At 65.4% G+C, this 15,353-nt stretch carries 13 protein-coding genes and 1 tRNA gene; 7 read left to right on the top strand and 7 right to left on the bottom strand.

The genetic code is table 11. The features are described 5' to 3' along the window. Positions 1-39 precede the first annotated feature (39 nt). The 4 genes from NFJ07_RS10600 to NFJ07_RS10585 all read right to left on the bottom strand — a co-directional run bounded on the left by NFJ07_RS10600 (position 40) and on the right by NFJ07_RS10585 (position 5,295). Positions 40-900, bottom strand: coding sequence for an ATP-binding cassette domain-containing protein (locus tag NFJ07_RS10600; protein WP_269994194.1), 861 nt, complete (start codon positions 898-900; stop codon positions 40-42). Then, positions 897-2,747, bottom strand: a complete 1,851-nt coding sequence (locus NFJ07_RS10595; protein ID WP_269994192.1) for a dipeptide/oligopeptide/nickel ABC transporter permease/ATP-binding protein — start codon at positions 2,745-2,747, stop codon at positions 897-899. Before NFJ07_RS10595 ends, NFJ07_RS10600 begins: the two co-directional genes overlap by 4 nt. Continuing rightward, positions 2,744-3,685, bottom strand: coding sequence for an ABC transporter permease (locus tag NFJ07_RS10590; RefSeq protein WP_269994190.1), 942 nt, complete (start codon positions 3,683-3,685; stop codon positions 2,744-2,746). Before NFJ07_RS10590 ends, NFJ07_RS10595 begins: the two co-directional genes overlap by 4 nt. Positions 3,686-3,771: 86 nt before the next feature. Beyond that, positions 3,772-5,295, bottom strand: a complete 1,524-nt coding sequence (locus NFJ07_RS10585; RefSeq protein WP_269994189.1) for an ABC transporter substrate-binding protein — start codon at positions 5,293-5,295, stop codon at positions 3,772-3,774. A 185-nt stretch (positions 5,296-5,480) separates the two neighbouring features. Between NFJ07_RS10585 and NFJ07_RS10580 the strand changes: the two genes are divergently transcribed. After that, the gene (locus NFJ07_RS10580) at positions 5,481-6,116 is read left to right on the top strand and encodes a TetR/AcrR family transcriptional regulator (protein ID WP_269994188.1); all 636 of its coding nucleotides are present in this window, start codon (positions 5,481-5,483) and stop codon (positions 6,114-6,116) included. Between the two features lie 89 nt (positions 6,117-6,205). Here NFJ07_RS10580 and NFJ07_RS10575 read toward each other — a convergent pair whose 3' ends face one another. Both NFJ07_RS10575 and NFJ07_RS10570 read right to left on the bottom strand, forming a co-directional pair. Further along, positions 6,206-6,961, bottom strand: coding sequence for an SDR family NAD(P)-dependent oxidoreductase (locus NFJ07_RS10575; protein ID WP_269994187.1), 756 nt, complete (start codon positions 6,959-6,961; stop codon positions 6,206-6,208). 18 nt (positions 6,962-6,979) lie between these two features. Further along, on the bottom strand, positions 6,980-8,713 hold the full coding sequence (locus NFJ07_RS10570; protein WP_269994186.1) for a hypothetical protein: 1,734 nt from the start codon (positions 8,711-8,713) through the stop codon (positions 6,980-6,982). Positions 8,714-8,925: 212 nt separating this feature from the next. On the opposite strand from NFJ07_RS10570, the gene NFJ07_RS10565 reads away from it, so the two are divergent. Beyond that, a tRNA-Cys gene (locus tag NFJ07_RS10565) sits at positions 8,926-8,996 on the top strand. A 38-nt stretch (positions 8,997-9,034) separates the two neighbouring features. Here NFJ07_RS10565 and NFJ07_RS10560 read toward each other — a convergent pair. Beyond that, entirely contained in the window at positions 9,035-9,778 is a 744-nt protein-coding gene (locus NFJ07_RS10560) for a FadR/GntR family transcriptional regulator (RefSeq protein ID WP_269994184.1), read from the bottom strand. 248 nt (positions 9,779-10,026) lie between these two features. On the opposite strand from NFJ07_RS10560, the gene NFJ07_RS10555 reads away from it, so the two are divergent. The 5 genes from NFJ07_RS10555 to NFJ07_RS10535 all read left to right on the top strand — a co-directional run bounded on the left by NFJ07_RS10555 (position 10,027) and on the right by NFJ07_RS10535 (position 15,352). Continuing rightward, on the top strand, positions 10,027-11,394 hold the full coding sequence (locus NFJ07_RS10555) for an MFS transporter (RefSeq protein ID WP_269994182.1): 1,368 nt from the start codon (positions 10,027-10,029) through the stop codon (positions 11,392-11,394). A 128-nt stretch (positions 11,395-11,522) separates the two neighbouring features. Continuing rightward, complete coding sequence (locus tag NFJ07_RS10550; RefSeq protein ID WP_269994181.1) at positions 11,523-13,265, top strand: dihydroxyacetone kinase family protein; 1,743 nt, start codon at positions 11,523-11,525, stop codon at positions 13,263-13,265. Beyond that, complete coding sequence (locus tag NFJ07_RS10545) at positions 13,262-13,732, top strand: ribose-5-phosphate isomerase (protein ID WP_269994180.1); 471 nt, start codon at positions 13,262-13,264, stop codon at positions 13,730-13,732. The genes NFJ07_RS10550 and NFJ07_RS10545 overlap by 4 nt, the downstream gene beginning before the upstream one ends. Continuing rightward, on the top strand, positions 13,716-14,555 hold the full coding sequence (locus NFJ07_RS10540; RefSeq protein WP_269994179.1) for a triose-phosphate isomerase family protein: 840 nt from the start codon (positions 13,716-13,718) through the stop codon (positions 14,553-14,555). The genes NFJ07_RS10545 and NFJ07_RS10540 overlap by 17 nt, the downstream gene beginning before the upstream one ends. Further along, the gene (locus NFJ07_RS10535; RefSeq protein ID WP_269994177.1) at positions 14,552-15,352 is read left to right on the top strand and encodes a sugar phosphate isomerase/epimerase family protein; all 801 of its coding nucleotides are present in this window, start codon (positions 14,552-14,554) and stop codon (positions 15,350-15,352) included. Before NFJ07_RS10540 ends, NFJ07_RS10535 begins: the two co-directional genes overlap by 4 nt. Position 15,353 lies beyond the last annotated feature (1 nt).

The following is a 15,353-nucleotide window of genomic DNA, read 5'->3' as shown; positions in this document are numbered from 1 at the left end:
GTGTGTCTGTGTTGGTCTGAAGGTGGGGCTTGCGTTGCGTCAGGCCACGCCGGCTTGGACGTTCTGCTGGTGCTGGATGTCCAGCAGGCGCAGGCGGTCGGCCCGGCGTTGGGCTTGCCGGTCCGGGTCCGGGACCGGGGCGGCCATGAAGAGTCGCTGGGTGTAGGGATGCTCCGGTTCTCCGGTGACTTGCTCGCCGTCGCCCCATTCCACGATTTCGCCGTGATACATCACTGCCACGCGGTGGCTGAGGTGGCGGACTACGGCGAGGTCGTGGGAGACAAAGAGGTAGGCGACGCCGGTGCGTTCCTGGATCTCGATGAAAAGGTCCAGCACCGTGGCCTGGGTGGAGAGGTCCAGGGCCGAGACGGGTTCGTCGCACACGATCAGCTTCGGGTCCAGGGCCAGGGCCCGGGCGATGGCGATGCGTTGGCGTTGCCCGCCGGAGAACTCGCGCGGCAGCCGGTGGGCGGCGCCGTGCGGCAACCTGACCTGGTCCAGCAGCTCGGCGACCCGCTTGTTGGCGGCCTGGCGTTCCACTTTCCGGACGGTGAGCGGCTCGGTGAGGATCTGCTCGATGGTCATGGACGGGTTCAGCGAAGTGTACGGGTCCTGGAACACCACCTGGATCTCGTGGCTGAGCTCCTTGCGCTGGGCGCGGGTGGCTTTGGAGATTTCCTGGCCCCGGTATTTGATGCTTCCCCCGGTGACCGGGGCGAGCCCGAGCACGGCGCGGCCCAGAGTGGTCTTGCCGGAGCCCGACTCCCCCACCAGGCCCACGGTCTCGCCGGGGCGGATGTCCAGGGAGACGCCCTTGAGGGCCTTGAACGGTTCCTTCCGGAAGCCCTTGAGGGGATATTCGACGACGACGTCCCGGACGTCGAGCAGTGTTTCGGTCATGGCTTCACTCCTGTCAGGCTGGTGAGGGTTGCACTGCTTGTGAGGGGGCCACTGTTCGTGAAGGGGCCGCGTGGTGCCGCGTCCTCGAGGATCGCTTCGAGCAGCTGCTGGGTATAGGGGTGGCGGGCGTCATTGAAGATGCTCCGGACGGGTCCGGTTTCCACGACGCGGCCCGTCTGCATCACGGTCACCCGGTCGCACAGGTCGGCGACGACACCGAAGTTGTGGGTTACCAGGATGACGCCCATTTTCAGCTCGTCCTGGAGTTCGCGCAGCAGGTCGAGCACTTCGGCCTGCACCGTGACGTCCAGTGCCGTGGTGGGCTCGTCCGCGATGAGCAGGTCCGGTTCGCAGGAGACCGCGCCGGCGATCAGCACCCGCTGGGCCATGCCTCCGGAGATTTCATGCGGGTAGGCGTTGAAGGTCCGCTCGGGGTTCGGAATCCCCACTTTGGCCAGCAGTGCCAGTGCGCGTTTCCGGGCTTCCGCCTTCGAGATGCCCAGGCATACGCGCATGGGCTCCATGAGCTGGCTGCCGATGGTGAACGCGGCGTCCAGGTTGCTCATGGGTTCCTGGGGAATGTAGGCGATGCGCTGGCCGCGGACCTTCGTCATTTCCTTCTCGGAGAGTCGGGCCAGGTCCGTGCCGTCAAACACGATGGAGCCGCCGGTGACTCGTCCGCCCTGCGGCAGGAGCCGGAGGATGGAGAAAGCGGTCTGGGTCTTGCCCGAGCCGGACTCGCCCACCAGTCCGTGGACTTCACCGCGGCGGACCGTGAGGCCCACGTGGTTGACCACATGGGTGGTGGAACCGTCGGGCTGGTCGTAGCCGACGCCCAGGTCGGTGACCTCCAGGAGGATCTCACCAGCGCTGCCACTGTGTTCATCGGCGGGCGCCTCGGGATGCACCACGGCAGGCTCGCCACGCTTGGCGGCGGCTTCTGCGGCGTCGACGAGCGCGGCCCCCTTGCGGCGGCGCTTGACCGGCCCGCGGCTGCGCTCGAGTTCGTCGCGCATCGCGTTGGCCAGTAGCGTGAGCGCAATGCAGACGACGCCGAGGACGAGGCTTGGCCACAGCACGAGGGTGGGTGCCTTGTAGAGGTTGATGAAGCCGTCGTTGAGCATGCTCCCCCATGTGGGGATGTTCAGGTCGCCCAGGCCAAGGAATTCCAGGCCGGCCTGGATGGCGATGGCGATGCCAAGGACCATGGCGGACTGAATGATGACGGGCGCGCGCACCACGGTGAGAATGTGGCGGCCGATGATCCGGAAATCGCTGAGCCCGGAGACCCGTGCCGCGTCCACGTACAGTTCGTTGCGCACCGCCGTCACGCAGGCGTAGACCAGCCGGAAGTAGGCCGGGGAAAGCAGGACGCCGAAGATCATCATGGACAACCACATCGATGGTCCGACGACGGCCCGTGCGGCCAGCAGGATGACGATGCCCGGCATTGCCATGAGCAGGCCGGTGAGCCAGGAGGAGACCGAATCGAACCAGCCGCCGTAGTACCCGGCAACCAAGCCCCCGGTCACACCGATCGCGACCGCGACCACGAGCGCCAACAGTGCCCCGGCCAGGCTGAACTGTCCCGCGAAGAGCAGCCGGCTGAAGACATCGCGCCCGGCGCTGTCCGCACCGAGCACGTGGTCCGGGCCGGACTTGGCCAGGACCGACTGCAGGCTGGCCAGGCTCGGATCATGCGTTGCGAGCACAGGTGCCAGCACGGCGGCCAACGCCACGAGCGCGAGGATCAGCATGGATGCGGCGCCGGTGGGGTTCGTGAGGAGCTTGCGGAACAAGGAGACTTTGGCTGCCTGGGTGGGCAGTGCGATGGAAGTGTCGATCATGACAGCCGAACTTTCGGGTTGAGCCAGCCTTGGGCGAGGTCGATGATGAGGTTGACGATCACCACGATGGCAGCGGTGGCGACGACGACGCCCATCACCACCGGGATGTCCCCCTGGCTGGTGGCGGCAACGGCAATCTGCCCGAGGCCGGGCAGGGCGAAGATCTGTTCAACGATCACGGCACCGCCGAGCAGGCCGATGAACTGGACCGCGAGGACTGCCAGGGCGGGACCGCCGGCGTTGCGCAGCACGTGCCTGTACACCACCCGGTTGAAGGAGAGGCCGCGGGCCCGGAGCGTGCGGACATAATCCTGGCGGAGGGCATCGATCAGGGAACCGCGAACCTGCTGGACCACCGAGGCGATGCAGCCGATCGAAAGGGCGATGATCGGCAAGGTAACGGTGGCCGCCCAGCCGCTGAACGACGTCGTGATCGGTACATAACCGGTGGCCTTGAACCACTTGAGGTTCAAAGCGAACAAGGACACGAGCCCCAAGGCGATAAGGAAGCCGGGAATCGCGAAGCCCAGAACGCCCACGAACTGGACCACGCGGTCCACCCAGCCCCGGCGCACTGCGGCCAGGACAGCTATGACCACCGAGATCACCGCGGCGATGATGGTGGCGCCCAACACCAGGGAGAGGGTCACGGACACCCGGCTCGTGACGCCGGTGGTGACCAGCTGGCCGTTGAACCACGAGCGTCCGAGGTCACCGGTGAGGGCGTGGGTGAGCCAATCCCAGTACTGGACCACGAGCGGGCGGTCCAGGCCTAGCTGGGAGGCTTTCAGTGTCACCTGGGCCTGGCTGGCTGTTGGGCCCACAATGCGGCGGGCGATGTCGCCGCCGCCCGCGTACAGCAGCAAGTAGGCGACCGTTGTAATGACGAACAGCAGGAGGACGCCCGAGAGCAGGCGCCGCAGCACGAAACGGTACATCGAAGTTCCTTAGGGGAAGGTTCCTGGGGCCACCGGGACCGGGCCACCGCTTGGTCAGCGAGTGGCCCGGTCCCGGCGGCTGTCCGCTAGGAGGCGGGAGAGAAGGACCAGATGAACGGGTAGGCGTTACCCGTCTGGACCTCAACCTTGGTCTTGGCGTCGGTGACGAAGCTGGACTGCGGGCGGTACCACGGAGCGAACCAGGCCTGCTCCACGATGTACTTGTTCAGTTCCTTGGCAGCGGCCGTCTGCTCATCCGTGGAACCGACGTGGATCTTGTTGATCAGCTCGTCCACCTTCGGGTCCTCGTACTTATACGGGTTCCAGGGGGCTTTGGGCGCGATCTTCATGTTGATCAGCTGCCAGTCGGACTGCTGCTCCAGGATCATGTAGCTCACGCCGTACTTCGGTGCCAGGAGGTCGGCGATGAAGTTGTTGCCGGTGTCCGTGAACTCCGCCGTGATGCCGACGTCCTTGAGCTGCTGGGTGATCAGCGCAGGGAGGGTGTTGCCCATGAGTGCGGAGGACGGCAGCTTCAGGGTCAACCCGCTGGCGTAGCCGGCCTGGGCGAGCAATTCCTTGGCCTTGGCGGGATTGAAGGCATAGCGGGAGTCCAGGGACTTGTCATAAGCAGCCGACGACGGCGGGAACACCTGGGTGGTCAGCTCGCCATAGCCCTGGCCGATTGACTGCAGCATCGCCTTGGTGTCGAAGGCGTAGTTGAGTGCCTGGCGGACGCGGACGTCCTTGAGCGCGGGGTTGGTGGTACCGGCCCGGTCAAACAGGATGAGGCCTGCCCAGTTCAGCTGGAGTGGATTGACCTTGTAGCCAGCAGCCTGGATCTCCGTGAGCGTGTTGTTGTCAGCGGTGTTGGCCGCGTTGAGCTGCCCGGACTTGATGGCGTTCAGCAGGGAGGTCTGGTCGCCGTAGACGTTCAGGACCAGGTTGTCATAGTGCACCAGGCTCTTGTCCCAGTAATTCGGGTTGCGGTGATAGCTGTAGGACGTGCCGGTCACGGTAGCTGCGGTATCCAGCACATAGGGGCCGGAGCCGACGGGCTTGGTGGCGATGTCCGCGTTGCCGAAGGACGCCGGGCTCTGCATGAAGGAAGCGTCCTTGGACAGGTAGTTCAGGAACGCCGGGTCCGGGGCGGACAGGGTCAGTTCCAGGGTGGTTGCGTCCACGGCCTTGGCAGTCTTCAGGGCTGCCATGAATTGTGCATCCGGCGACGTGCCGGCCTTGAAGCGTTCAAGGTTTTGCTTCGCAGCGTCGGCGTTGAAGGGGGTGCCGTCGGTGAACTTGACGTCGTCGCGCAGCGTGAGCGTCAGGACGGTCTTGTCCGCGTTGTACTTCCAGTCTTTGGCCAGCATGGGCACGAGCGAGCCATCCGGCTTCATCCGGATCAAAGTGTCGTACACGGCCTGGTAGAACGGCGACAGGTTGGCGAACTCGGACTGGTTTGCAGCGAAGGTCTTGGGCGCCAGCAGCGCGCCCAGGGTCAGGGTTTGGGAGGACTGGTCCTGGGGGGCAGCGGCACCGCCACCACCACAAGCAGTGAGCCCCAGGGCAACAGCCGCAATGACTGCGGCCATTCGCTTGGATCGGAACATCTTTGGTCCCTTTCACGATCAGTGGCGTCCACCATGGACGGCCATTGGGAAAGACCGTAACATCAAAAACCTAGCGACTACTAGGTTTTAGGAGAATATTTTGAATCGTTATGAAATGTGACGATGCGCACAGCGGTTGACCAATTGATGGACTTATTCAAAATCGACGTTGTTAGGGTTGATCCATGAAAGAGACTGGGGGCGGCATCCAGCCCGAGACGGTGCGTCGAGGGCGCCGCGGCAGCTATGCGAAGACGGAGGCACGGCGACAGGAAATCCTGAAGGCCGCCTTCGACGTCTTTTCATCCTCGGGCTACCGCTCAGGCTCGCTGAAGGACGTGGCGGACAAAGTGGGCCTGACGCAAGCCGGGCTCCTGCACCACTTTCCCAGCAAGGAAGCCTTGCTTGAGGCGCTCTTGACCTTCCGCGACGACGAGTCCGCAATCTACAGCGGGGCCGTGGATGCCGAGGGTGCGGACTTGCTGCACGCCATGGTGGATCTGACCCGGTACAACACCACCATCCCAGGCCTCGTGGCGCTGTACTGCGTGCTGTCCGCGGAAGCCACCGACCCCGAACACCCGGCCCACAAGTACTTTCTTGAACGGTACGAGCGGGTGCGCCGCTTGATGACCGAGGGCTTCTCGCACATGGCGGACGAGGGCAAGCTACGGCCCGGCGTCGCGCCTACCGCAGCCGCACGCCAACTGATCGCACTCATGGACGGGCTGCAGGTCCAGTGGCTTCTCGACAACGATTCCGTGGACATGCCGTCCGAAATCGCGGCCTACCTGAACGCCGTCACAACCGAGAGCTTCTAGCCCACCCAACTGACTCGCAGTAGTTGTCGTTATGGGCCCTCAAAACGACACTTACTGCGAGTCAGTTGGGTGAGCCGGGCGCCCGGGCGTCAGAGCGCCGTCAGGCCGCCGTCCACGGTGAACAGCCCACCCGTGGCGTACGCGGAATCGTCACTGGCGAGGAACACCATGATGCCCTCGACGTCGGCCGCGGTTCCGGGCCGGCCCAGCATCGTGGAGTCCACCAAGCCTGCGCGACTCACGGGATCGTCCGCGATGGTCTGCACCAAGGGGGTCTCGGTGTAGCCAGGCACCACGGTGTTGACCCGGATTCCAGCGGCAGCGTAGTCCGCGGCGACGACCCTGGCCAAGCCATGCACCCCCGCTTTGGAACTCGTATAAGCAGTGAAGGTCTGCCCACAAGCCACCACCGCGGTGGGACTGCCGGTGCAAATAATGGATCCTCCGCGACCTTCCATGGCACGGACTGCGTACTTGAGCGTCAGGAAGGCGCCGCGCTGGTTGATGGACACGGTCTTTTCCCAGACCTCCAGATCCAGGTCCCCCACGCGGGCGTCTTGCCCGAACAGCTGCACCCCGGCATTGGCCACCACGACGTCGAGCGTCCCGCGTTCCGCCACGGCGGCGTATGCCGCAGTCACGCTGGCTTCGTCCGAGATGTCCATGCGCACAGCCCGGGCCAGGGCCGATCCCGTGACAGCGGCAGCCTTCTCCGCGGCATCCAGGTTAATGTCGGCGAAGTACACGCGGGCGCCTTCGGCAACGAAACGCTGGGCCACGGCCAGTCCGATGCCGGAGCCTGCCCCCGTGACAAGGGCGGTCTTGCCGTCTAGCCGTTTACTCATTGTGGTTCCTCTTTCAGTTCAGTCGACGCCGCGGACAACAGCAGCCCACGGCTCAAGTCCAAGATTGGTACTGTCGCCACCCGGCAGCCGGACGACGACGCTCAGCGGTTTGGCAGTGAGGTTAGCGGCAAACAGGACCGTCGTGCCGCCGTCGCGCACGGGATACAGCACGACGCCGGGCACCTCGCCAGCCACGTCAAGAACCTCGCAGCCCCGCAGGGCGGCGACGGCGGCCAGCATCTCGCCCGCGGGCGTGAGGCCGCCGCTTCCGCGGATACCGCGCGGTCCAGTTGCCTCGAAATAGCTGACGGATTCGACGCCGGGAACGCTGAGGGCCGCGATGCTGCCCAACAGCCAGGCGGCCGTGAAAGTCTCGGGCTGCAGCGGGTCGGTGGCCATCGCCTCGGCTGCCGCGTCGTCGCCTTCGGTGGCGACGGCGTTGAACCGCGCTTTGAGGGTCACCGGCCCGAGATGCAACGGCCGTCCAGAGCCGATCCGGAGCGCATTGAGCGCGACGAGCCGCTGCATGGGCAGGGTTTCGACGACGTGCGGCACCTCGGTGGCGTGCATTTGCGGCGTGATGCTGAAGGTGACAGCGTCCGCGTCCGAGGGGAGCCGGTCCGCATTACGGTTCAGCTCCGTGAAGTGCGACCGCGCGCCGGCAAGCAGTGCGCCGGTAAATCCGCGCTGCCTGGCCTCGTTCTTGAGTACTGCCCACAGCGCTGGCTCAGTGACATGGCTGAAGGCGTCGAACACCGCGAGCCGCATCACATTGTCCAACGGCAGGAGCTCGAGGAGTTCCCCGATGCGATCCGGCGAATCGACCGACAGGCGCACATCCAGCGGAACGTCCAGATCCGCGGCCTCTTCCGCGGCACGCCGGACCTTGCGCGCAGTGTCCGGTCCGGGCGCCAGCTCCAGAAGCAGCGCGTCCAGGCCGGGGATGGGTTCACATTGGATCTTGGATGCCGTCGCCGAAGCCGAGGTAGCCGAAACCGAAAGCGCCGGCACCCGGGCCGCGCCGCCGTCGAGCACTGTCAGCACGCGCTCCGGCTGCCGTGGGGTCGGCGCCGTCGTCAAAGGCGTCGCCGTCAGCAGCACCGACTGGTGGACGCGATCGCCGGCGGAAACACCCACCGGGAAGGGCTTGGAAAGCGGCGTGCTGTACGTCTTGAACGAGGCGTCCGTCCAGTTCCGCTGGTCCTCGGTCTCGAACACGTCGCCGTGGAAGTCGAGCCTGAATCGCGTTCCGTCGCACTCCCATTCCATGGAAGAAACGTCCAAGAAGGGTTGGTGCGGGCTGATGTCCATGGGGAAGAACGACGGCGTGCCAGCGCCGCCTGGGCTGCCGATGGTCACCGCGCGGCCGGCGTCGTCGGGGCGGTGCAGGACTACGAGTCCGATCCTGTTGCTGCGGAAGGCAGCGGGAGCGACGCCGTCGAACGTCACTTTGACGCTGTCCTTCGTGAAGTGGATGGCGAGCTCGCCCGTGTAGCTGGAGCCAAAACCGGCGAAGTCGACGTCGAGCAGGAGCGTAGTGGCGCCGTCGGCGTGGTGCGCGACCCGGCCGACAGTGGGCACGAGGGTTCGCCAGTCCTGGTCGCGAACCACTGCGCGAATAGCCCGGAGTACTGGTATGCCGTTGAACGTGATGTCCGAGAGTTCATCGTTGCGGAGCTCGGCCCGCCAAGCTGCCGATTCCACCGTTTCCGATGGGGCGAACAGCCTGGCGTGGTTTTCGTCATTGATCACAACAAGCCTTTGCAGCGAGGACGGGAGTAAGCATAATCGGAATCAATTGTGATGCTCGCCATGCGACGAGTCAACCGGTTGACCAATATTCGAGAACGCGCGCGGTGTGGTCCGCGTAGCGGGAGGTCACCTGAAGCAACGCCGCGAAACCCGGCGAAAGGCTTCGAAACCATTGTTGGATCGCGCCCCGCAGCCTGCCTAACCTCGATGCACGTGGTGTACCCGAGAGGCCAGGGAGCTGCCTGCAAAGCAGCGCACGCGGGTTCGAATCCTGCCACCACGTCTCAGGTGCGGCCCGGCGAAAGCGGCCAGGCGCCGACGCTATTGGGCTGCGTCGTAGCCTGCCAGCAGGCGGCGAGACGCCGTGCCCATGTGCGAGACCATGGCCTCCGTCACCAGGGTGGCGTCCCGGGACTCGAGGGCCTTGAAGATCGCGCGATGCTCGGCGAGCGCGGCGGCGGCGTGGCCTTCATCGGTCAGCGCCCGGTCCACCCAGATTCGCAAGAGCGACCTAATGCTCTGCAGGAGTTCCTGCAGGACCTGATTCCCGGAAGCGGAAGCGATTTCCTTATGGAATGCGGCATCGGCCTCGACGAAGACCGCGAGGCTATCCAGCCCGGCCTCCATCGAATCAAGATTGGCTCGCATGCGCTCCAAAGCCTCGTCGCTAATGCGGGCCGCGGCCAACTGAACCGCCTGGACCTCCAAGCCGCTCCGGAGCTCGACGAGTTCGCGCGTGCGCGGCTCGCCCAGCATGAGGCCCCAACTGAGGGTCCGGGGCAGCAACTCGGAGGCGCCGTCGCGCAAGTATGTTCCGGACCCTGGGCGGACGATGACAATGCCGAGGATCTCCAGCGCGGCCAACGCCTCGCGAACCGCCGAACGCCCGACGCCGAGCGAAGCCGCCAGCTGCCGCTCCGCCGGGAGGCGCGTCCCGGCCGCGATGTCGCCGCTGGTGAAGTACGCGAGCAGCCTCTCGGCAACCTCGGAGACGACGGAGCCGTGTTCCATGGGGGCAAGGGCTGCCGTCATGTGGGCCGCTGCTGCGGCGGAATTCGCTGACATCTTCACAGCGTAGCAACCGGATGACCAATTTCCGCCGCCACCCAGGCGCGCCCCATCGACTGCCCGTGGGTGCGATCGAAAATTAGGATCAGTCAACCGGTTGACCAATTTGCTTTCAGGGGCGTATGGTTTTTATCACACGCTTAGCTCGGTCCTGAGGCATCGCAGTCCACGGATCGGCACTAAGAAAACCCGAGCCGCCTGGTCCACGGAAGGACAACGCGCTCCGGCAACCTCTAGGAGTCAATGTGGACACCACACAATCGGTGGTCGAAAGATCGGCCATCAAGAAGGTCGCGATCCGGCTGGTGCCGTTCGTCGCCTTGATGTTCTTCATCAATTACCTGGACCGGACGGCTATTTCATTCGCCGGCCCCAACGGCATGAACACTGACCTGGCGCTCTCCGCTGCACAGTTCGGCTTCGCCTCCGGAGTCTTCTTCATCGGCTACATCCTGCTGGAGGTCCCCAGCAACCTGGCCCTCCATAAGTTCGGTGCACGCCGCTGGCTCGCCCGCATCATGGTCAGCTGGGGCATCGTGTCCCTCGTGTTCACCTGGGTGGGCAACGTGGACCAGCTCTACATCCTGCGCTTCATCCTGGGTGTGGCCGAGGCCGGATTCTTCCCCGGCGCCATTCTTTTCCTGAGCCTCTGGGTCCCCGCAAAACACCGCAGCAAGATCCTGGCGCTCTTTTACTTGGCACAGCCACTGACCACGGTGATCGGCGCTCCGCTGGCCGGTGCGTTGATCCAGCAGCACGGCGTGTTCTTCGGCCTCGAAGGCTGGCGCTTCATGTTCTTCGGCGTTGCCATTCCGGCGATCGCCATCGGCGTCATCTCCTGGTTCTACCTTGCCGACTCCCCCGCCAAGGCCAAGTGGCTGACGTCCGAGGAAAAGACCTGGCTGACCGGCGCTCTCGAAAAGGAAAAGGCAGCGACCTCCGCCAGCAACAAGCACGTCAGCGTCCGCACAGTGTTCGGCAACGGCCGCGTCTGGATGCTCTCCCTGATCTACTTCGGCTTCATCTACGGCCTGTACGCGCTCGGCTTCTTCCTGCCGACCATCATCAAGGGTTTCGAGACCCAGTTCGGCACGAAGTTCGACGTCTTCCAGCAAGGCCTCATCACGGCCATCCCATACCTGCCGGCCGCCGTCGCGCTGTACTTCTGGTCCAGGGACGCCACCAAGCGCGGCGTCAAGACGTGGCACATCGCCCTGCCCGCTTTGACCGGCGCCGTCAGCATCCCGTTGGCGCTGTTCGCTGGCTCCCCGGCCGCTACGATCGCCGTCATCACGATCACCGCCATGTCCATTTTCGCGGCACTGCCGAACTTCTGGACGGTGCCCACCCAGTTCCTCACGGGCGCCGCGGCCGCAGCAGGCATCGCGCTGATCAACACGGTAGGCAACTTGGCCGGCTTCAGCGCTGGCTACATCACAGGCTGGCTCAAGGACTGGACCGGAAGCTACGCGGTGCCGATGTTCGTGGTGGGTGGGTTCATGCTCCTGTCCTCGATCCTCATGGTTGTCCTCAGCCGTCGGGGAAAAGCCAGCGAAGCCGTCCCCGCCGAAGCCCTTGACCCCGCACGAGCCAGCCAGCACGCAGAGCCCTAATTCCCAACTAACTCGCAGTTGTTGTCGTTTTGAGCGCTGAAAACGACAACAACTGCCAGTCAGTTGGGTCGCCCCTAGCAATCACCAGCCCCACACATGATTTCCACCGACAGGTCCAGGAGTTCCGCATGACCCGCTTGTTCAATGAACCCGCAGCCTTCGCTGACGAAATGATCGAAGGTTTCGTCGCATCGCACGGCCGCTGGGTACGGCGTGTCTCCGGCGGCGTCGCCCGCAGCATCCGGAGCACTCCCGGCACGGTAGCGCTGGTGATCGGCGGCGTCTCGGGCCACTACCCCGCTTTCGGGGGGCTCGTCGGCCAGGGCCTGGCGCACGGCGCGGCGATGGGCAACCTCTTCGCCTCGCCGTCCGCGCAGCAGGTCTACAACGTGGCCAAGGCGTCGGACAATGGCAGCGGTGTGCTCCTGGGCTACGGCAACTACGCCGGCGATGTCCTGCACTTCACCCAGGCGCAGGAACGCCTTCGCAAGGAGGGAATCGACTGCCGCAGCATCGCCGTGACGGACGATATCTCCTCCGCTCCGCCGTCGGAACGCGCCAAGCGCCGCGGTATCGCCGGGGACCTGACCGTCTTCAAGGTCGCGGCCGCCGCATCCGAAGCCGGCTACACCATGCACGACGTCGTACAGATCGCCGAACGCGCCAACCACCACACCCGCTCCTTCGGCGTCGCCTTCACCGGATGCACGCTGCCCGGCGCCGAGCAGCCGCTCTTCACCGTCCCCGAGGGCCGGATGGCCGTCGGCATGGGAATCCACGGCGAACCGGGCATCGGCGAAACAGACATCCCGACGGCGGATGAGCTCGCCGAGCTCATGGTCGCCAAGCTCCTGGCCGAGGTTCCCGAAGGCATCGAGATCAGCGGTGCCCGCGTCGTCCCCATCCTCAACGGTCTGGGCAGCGTGAAGTACGAAGAACTGTTCGTGCTCTACCGCCGCGTGGCGCAGCTCCTCGCGGAAGCAGGGCTTGAGGCTGTGGATCCCCAGGTGGGCGAGCTGGTGACCAGCTTCGACATGGCAGGCACCTCCCTGACCCTCTTCTGGCTGGACGAAGAACTCGAACAGCTGTGGCTCGCTCCGGCCGACGCCCCGGCCTTCCGCCGCGGTGCCGTCACAGCCCAAGCGCTCGACGCCGATGAACTCACGCAGGGCGCGGAGCAGGAAACCGCGATCCCGGACGCAACGGTTGAGTCGCGCGAAGGGGCTGTCCGTGTCCTCGCCGCCCTGGATGCAGCGAAGGCCGTGATCGACGCGAACGTGGCCGAACTGGGCCGCATCGATGCCATCGCCGGAGACGGCGACCACGGCATCGGCATGGAACGCGGAGTCCGCGCTGCCGTGGAAGCCGCGGCAGACGCCGTCGTACGCGGCGCCGGTGCGGGCACGGTCCTGAACCTGGCCGGTGATGCCTGGGCCGATAAGGCCGGCGGAACCTCCGGTGCGCTGTGGGGCATGGCGCTGCGCGCCGTCGGGCAGTCCGTCGGCGACAGCAGCCGCCCGACCGCAGCAGCGGTTGCCGCGGGTGTGGCTGAAGCGAAGCGTTCCATCATGGACTTCGGCAAGGCCAAGGTGGGCGACAAGACCTTGGTGGATGTCCTGGCGCCGTTCAGCGACACGCTCACCGAAGCCGTCCAGGCCGGGGACTCCCTCAAGAACGCGTGGGGCGCCGCGGCCATCATCGCCGAAGAGTCCGCTGAAGCAACCGCGAACTTGCTGCCGCTCATGGGCCGCGCCCGCCCGCACGCCGAGAAGAGCCTCGGAACGCCAGACGCCGGAGCCGTCTCCATGGCCCTGATCGTCCGGGCGATCCACAACACGCTCGTAGAAAATACCATCAAGGAGACAGCATGAGCACCAAACTGCGCCTGGTCATCGGATCGGACGACGCCGGATTCGAGTACAAGGAAGCCCTGAAGGCCGACCTCGAGGCCAGTGAACTGGTCGAATCCGTGACCGACGTCGGAGTGGATGCCATCAGCCACACCCCGTACCCGTCCGTTGCCATCGCCGCCGCCGAGCTGATCGCCGCGGGCAAGGCCGACCGCGCCCTGCTGGTGTGCGGCACCGGACTGGGGGTGGCCATCGCTGCCAACAAGGTCCCGGGCATCCGCGCCGTCACCGCCCACGATTCCTTCTCCGTGGAACGGGCCGTCCTGAGCAACAACGCCCAAGTCCTCACCTTCGGCCAGCGTGTCGTTGGCCTGGAACTGGCCCGCCGCCTTGCCAAGGAGTGGCTCACGTACACCTTCGACGAGTCCTCTGCCTCCGCCGAGAAGGTCACGCTCATTAAGGACTACGAGGGTGTCACTTCCTGCTAGAGCCGCCGCTGGCGGGACGAATGCGAAGGCCATCATCGGCGTCAGCCTGAAGATGTACTTCGGCTACGAGCGCACGCTTGAATGGTGCCGGGAAGTGGCGTCCATCGCGGCCGCTCATCCCGCGGTCCAAGGCGGCGAGGTCGAGTTGTTCGTCCTGCCGGCCTTCCCGGTGCTGGCCGAAGCCGGCCGCCTTCTGGAAACGGCCGGCGTGGGCACGGGGGCCCAGGACATCTTCTGGGAAGACGAAGGCGCGTACACCGGCGAAGTCAGCGGAAAGATGGTGGCCGAGATCGGCGGACGCTACGTCGAAGTCGGCCACGCCGAACGCCGCCGGATCTTCGGCGAGGACGACCGGGTCATCGGGCTCAAGACCGCGGCAGCCTACCGCAACGGCCTCACCCCGGTTCTGTGCGTCGGCGAACTGAACGCCGGGTCCCCGGAAGAAGCCATCGCCCACTGCACCGCCGAAATCGACGCCGCCCTCAAGCGGGCGCAATCGCTCGGTCCCGCAGGCCGGACGATCGTGGCCTACGAACCACAATGGGCCATCGGCGCACCGGAACCAGCGACGCCGGACTACATCAGCGCCGTGGTCCGCGGCCTGGACGAACACCTCCGGAACCAGCCGGGACAGGCCGAGAGCAGGGTCATCTACGGCGGAAGCGCCGGCCCCGGACTGATCAGCCAGTTGGACATGTCCGTCACTGGCTTGTTCCTGGGCCGCTTCGCGCACGACCCGAAAGCCCTCAAGACCATCCTTGACGAGGCTGCGACTCGCCTCGCGGCTGTCGCCGGAGTCTCGGCGGACGGAGTGACGGTATGAGCTCAACCATCGGCCTGAGCAGCTACGCCTTCTTCTGGCAGCTCTCGGACGCCGTCAGCGAACCGCTGAGCATCCACGACGCGCTGGCGCGCACCGCAGGCATGGGCGTGGAGCTGTTCCAGATCTGCGACTACGCTCCCCTGGAGCACATGTCCGACGACGAACTCGCCGCCCTCCGCACCACCGCGGACACCCTGGGCATCACGCTGGAAGTCGGCACGAAGGGCATCCGCCCGGCACACCTGCACAAGTTCCTGCACATCGCCGTGGTCCTTGATGCCAAACTGCTAAGGACCATGTTCAACGTCCCCGGCCACGCGCCCGACGCCGACGAAGCCACCGCGATCTTCACCGAGATCCTGCCGGCCTTCGAAGCGGCAGGCGTGCGGATCGCCGTCGAAACCTACGAACAGGTCCCTACCGCACGGATCGTCGACGTGATCCGCCGGGTCAACAACCCGTACCTCGGGATCTGCAGCGACCCCGCCAACACCGTCGCGGCGCTGGAGATGCCCCGCGAGGTGATTGACGCTGTCGCGCCCTACGTCCTGAACATGCACATCAAAGACTTTGCGTTCAGCCGCAAGGAGGGGTGGGTCGGGTTCACGTACTCCGGCGCACCGCTCGGCGAAGGCCTCCTGGACTACGACTACATGGCCGCAAAAATCCAGCCCACGCAAAGAAACATCAACCAGATCGTCGAACACTGGCTGCCCTGGCAGGACACCGAGACGGAAACCATCCGCCTCGAAAACCAGTGGACCCAACAAAGCCTCGAATTCCTAAGGAGCAAGTGAA

It is taken from the genome of Arthrobacter sp. B2a2-09 (assembly GCF_027587375.1).
Taxonomy (GTDB): Bacteria; Actinomycetota; Actinomycetes; order Actinomycetales; family Micrococcaceae; genus Arthrobacter.
Note: the sequence above shows the minus strand (reverse complement) of the source record. Positions and strands in the feature narration are given on the sequence as shown.

Excerpts from the sequence above, each read along its gene's own strand:
- NFJ07_RS10600 (WP_269994194.1), bottom strand. The coding sequence starts at position 900 with ATGACCGAAACACTGCTCGACGTCCGGGACGTCGTCGTCGAATATCCC.
- NFJ07_RS10550 (WP_269994181.1), top strand. The coding sequence starts at position 11,523 with ATGACCCGCTTGTTCAATGAACCCGCAGCCTTCGCTGACGAAATGATC.
- NFJ07_RS10560 (WP_269994184.1), bottom strand. The coding sequence starts at position 9,778 with ATGTCAGCGAATTCCGCCGCAGCAGCGGCCCACATGACGGCAGCCCTT.
- NFJ07_RS10585 (WP_269994189.1), bottom strand. The coding sequence starts at position 5,295 with ATGTTCCGATCCAAGCGAATGGCCGCAGTCATTGCGGCTGTTGCCCTG.
- NFJ07_RS10580 (WP_269994188.1), top strand. The coding sequence starts at position 5,481 with ATGAAAGAGACTGGGGGCGGCATCCAGCCCGAGACGGTGCGTCGAGGG.
- NFJ07_RS10535 (WP_269994177.1), top strand. The coding sequence starts at position 14,552 with ATGAGCTCAACCATCGGCCTGAGCAGCTACGCCTTCTTCTGGCAGCTC.
- NFJ07_RS10595 (WP_269994192.1), bottom strand. The coding sequence starts at position 2,747 with ATGATCGACACTTCCATCGCACTGCCCACCCAGGCAGCCAAAGTCTCC.
- NFJ07_RS10590 (WP_269994190.1), bottom strand. The coding sequence starts at position 3,685 with ATGTACCGTTTCGTGCTGCGGCGCCTGCTCTCGGGCGTCCTCCTGCTG.
- NFJ07_RS10575 (WP_269994187.1), bottom strand. The coding sequence starts at position 6,961 with ATGAGTAAACGGCTAGACGGCAAGACCGCCCTTGTCACGGGGGCAGGC.
- NFJ07_RS10545 (WP_269994180.1), top strand. The coding sequence starts at position 13,262 with ATGAGCACCAAACTGCGCCTGGTCATCGGATCGGACGACGCCGGATTC.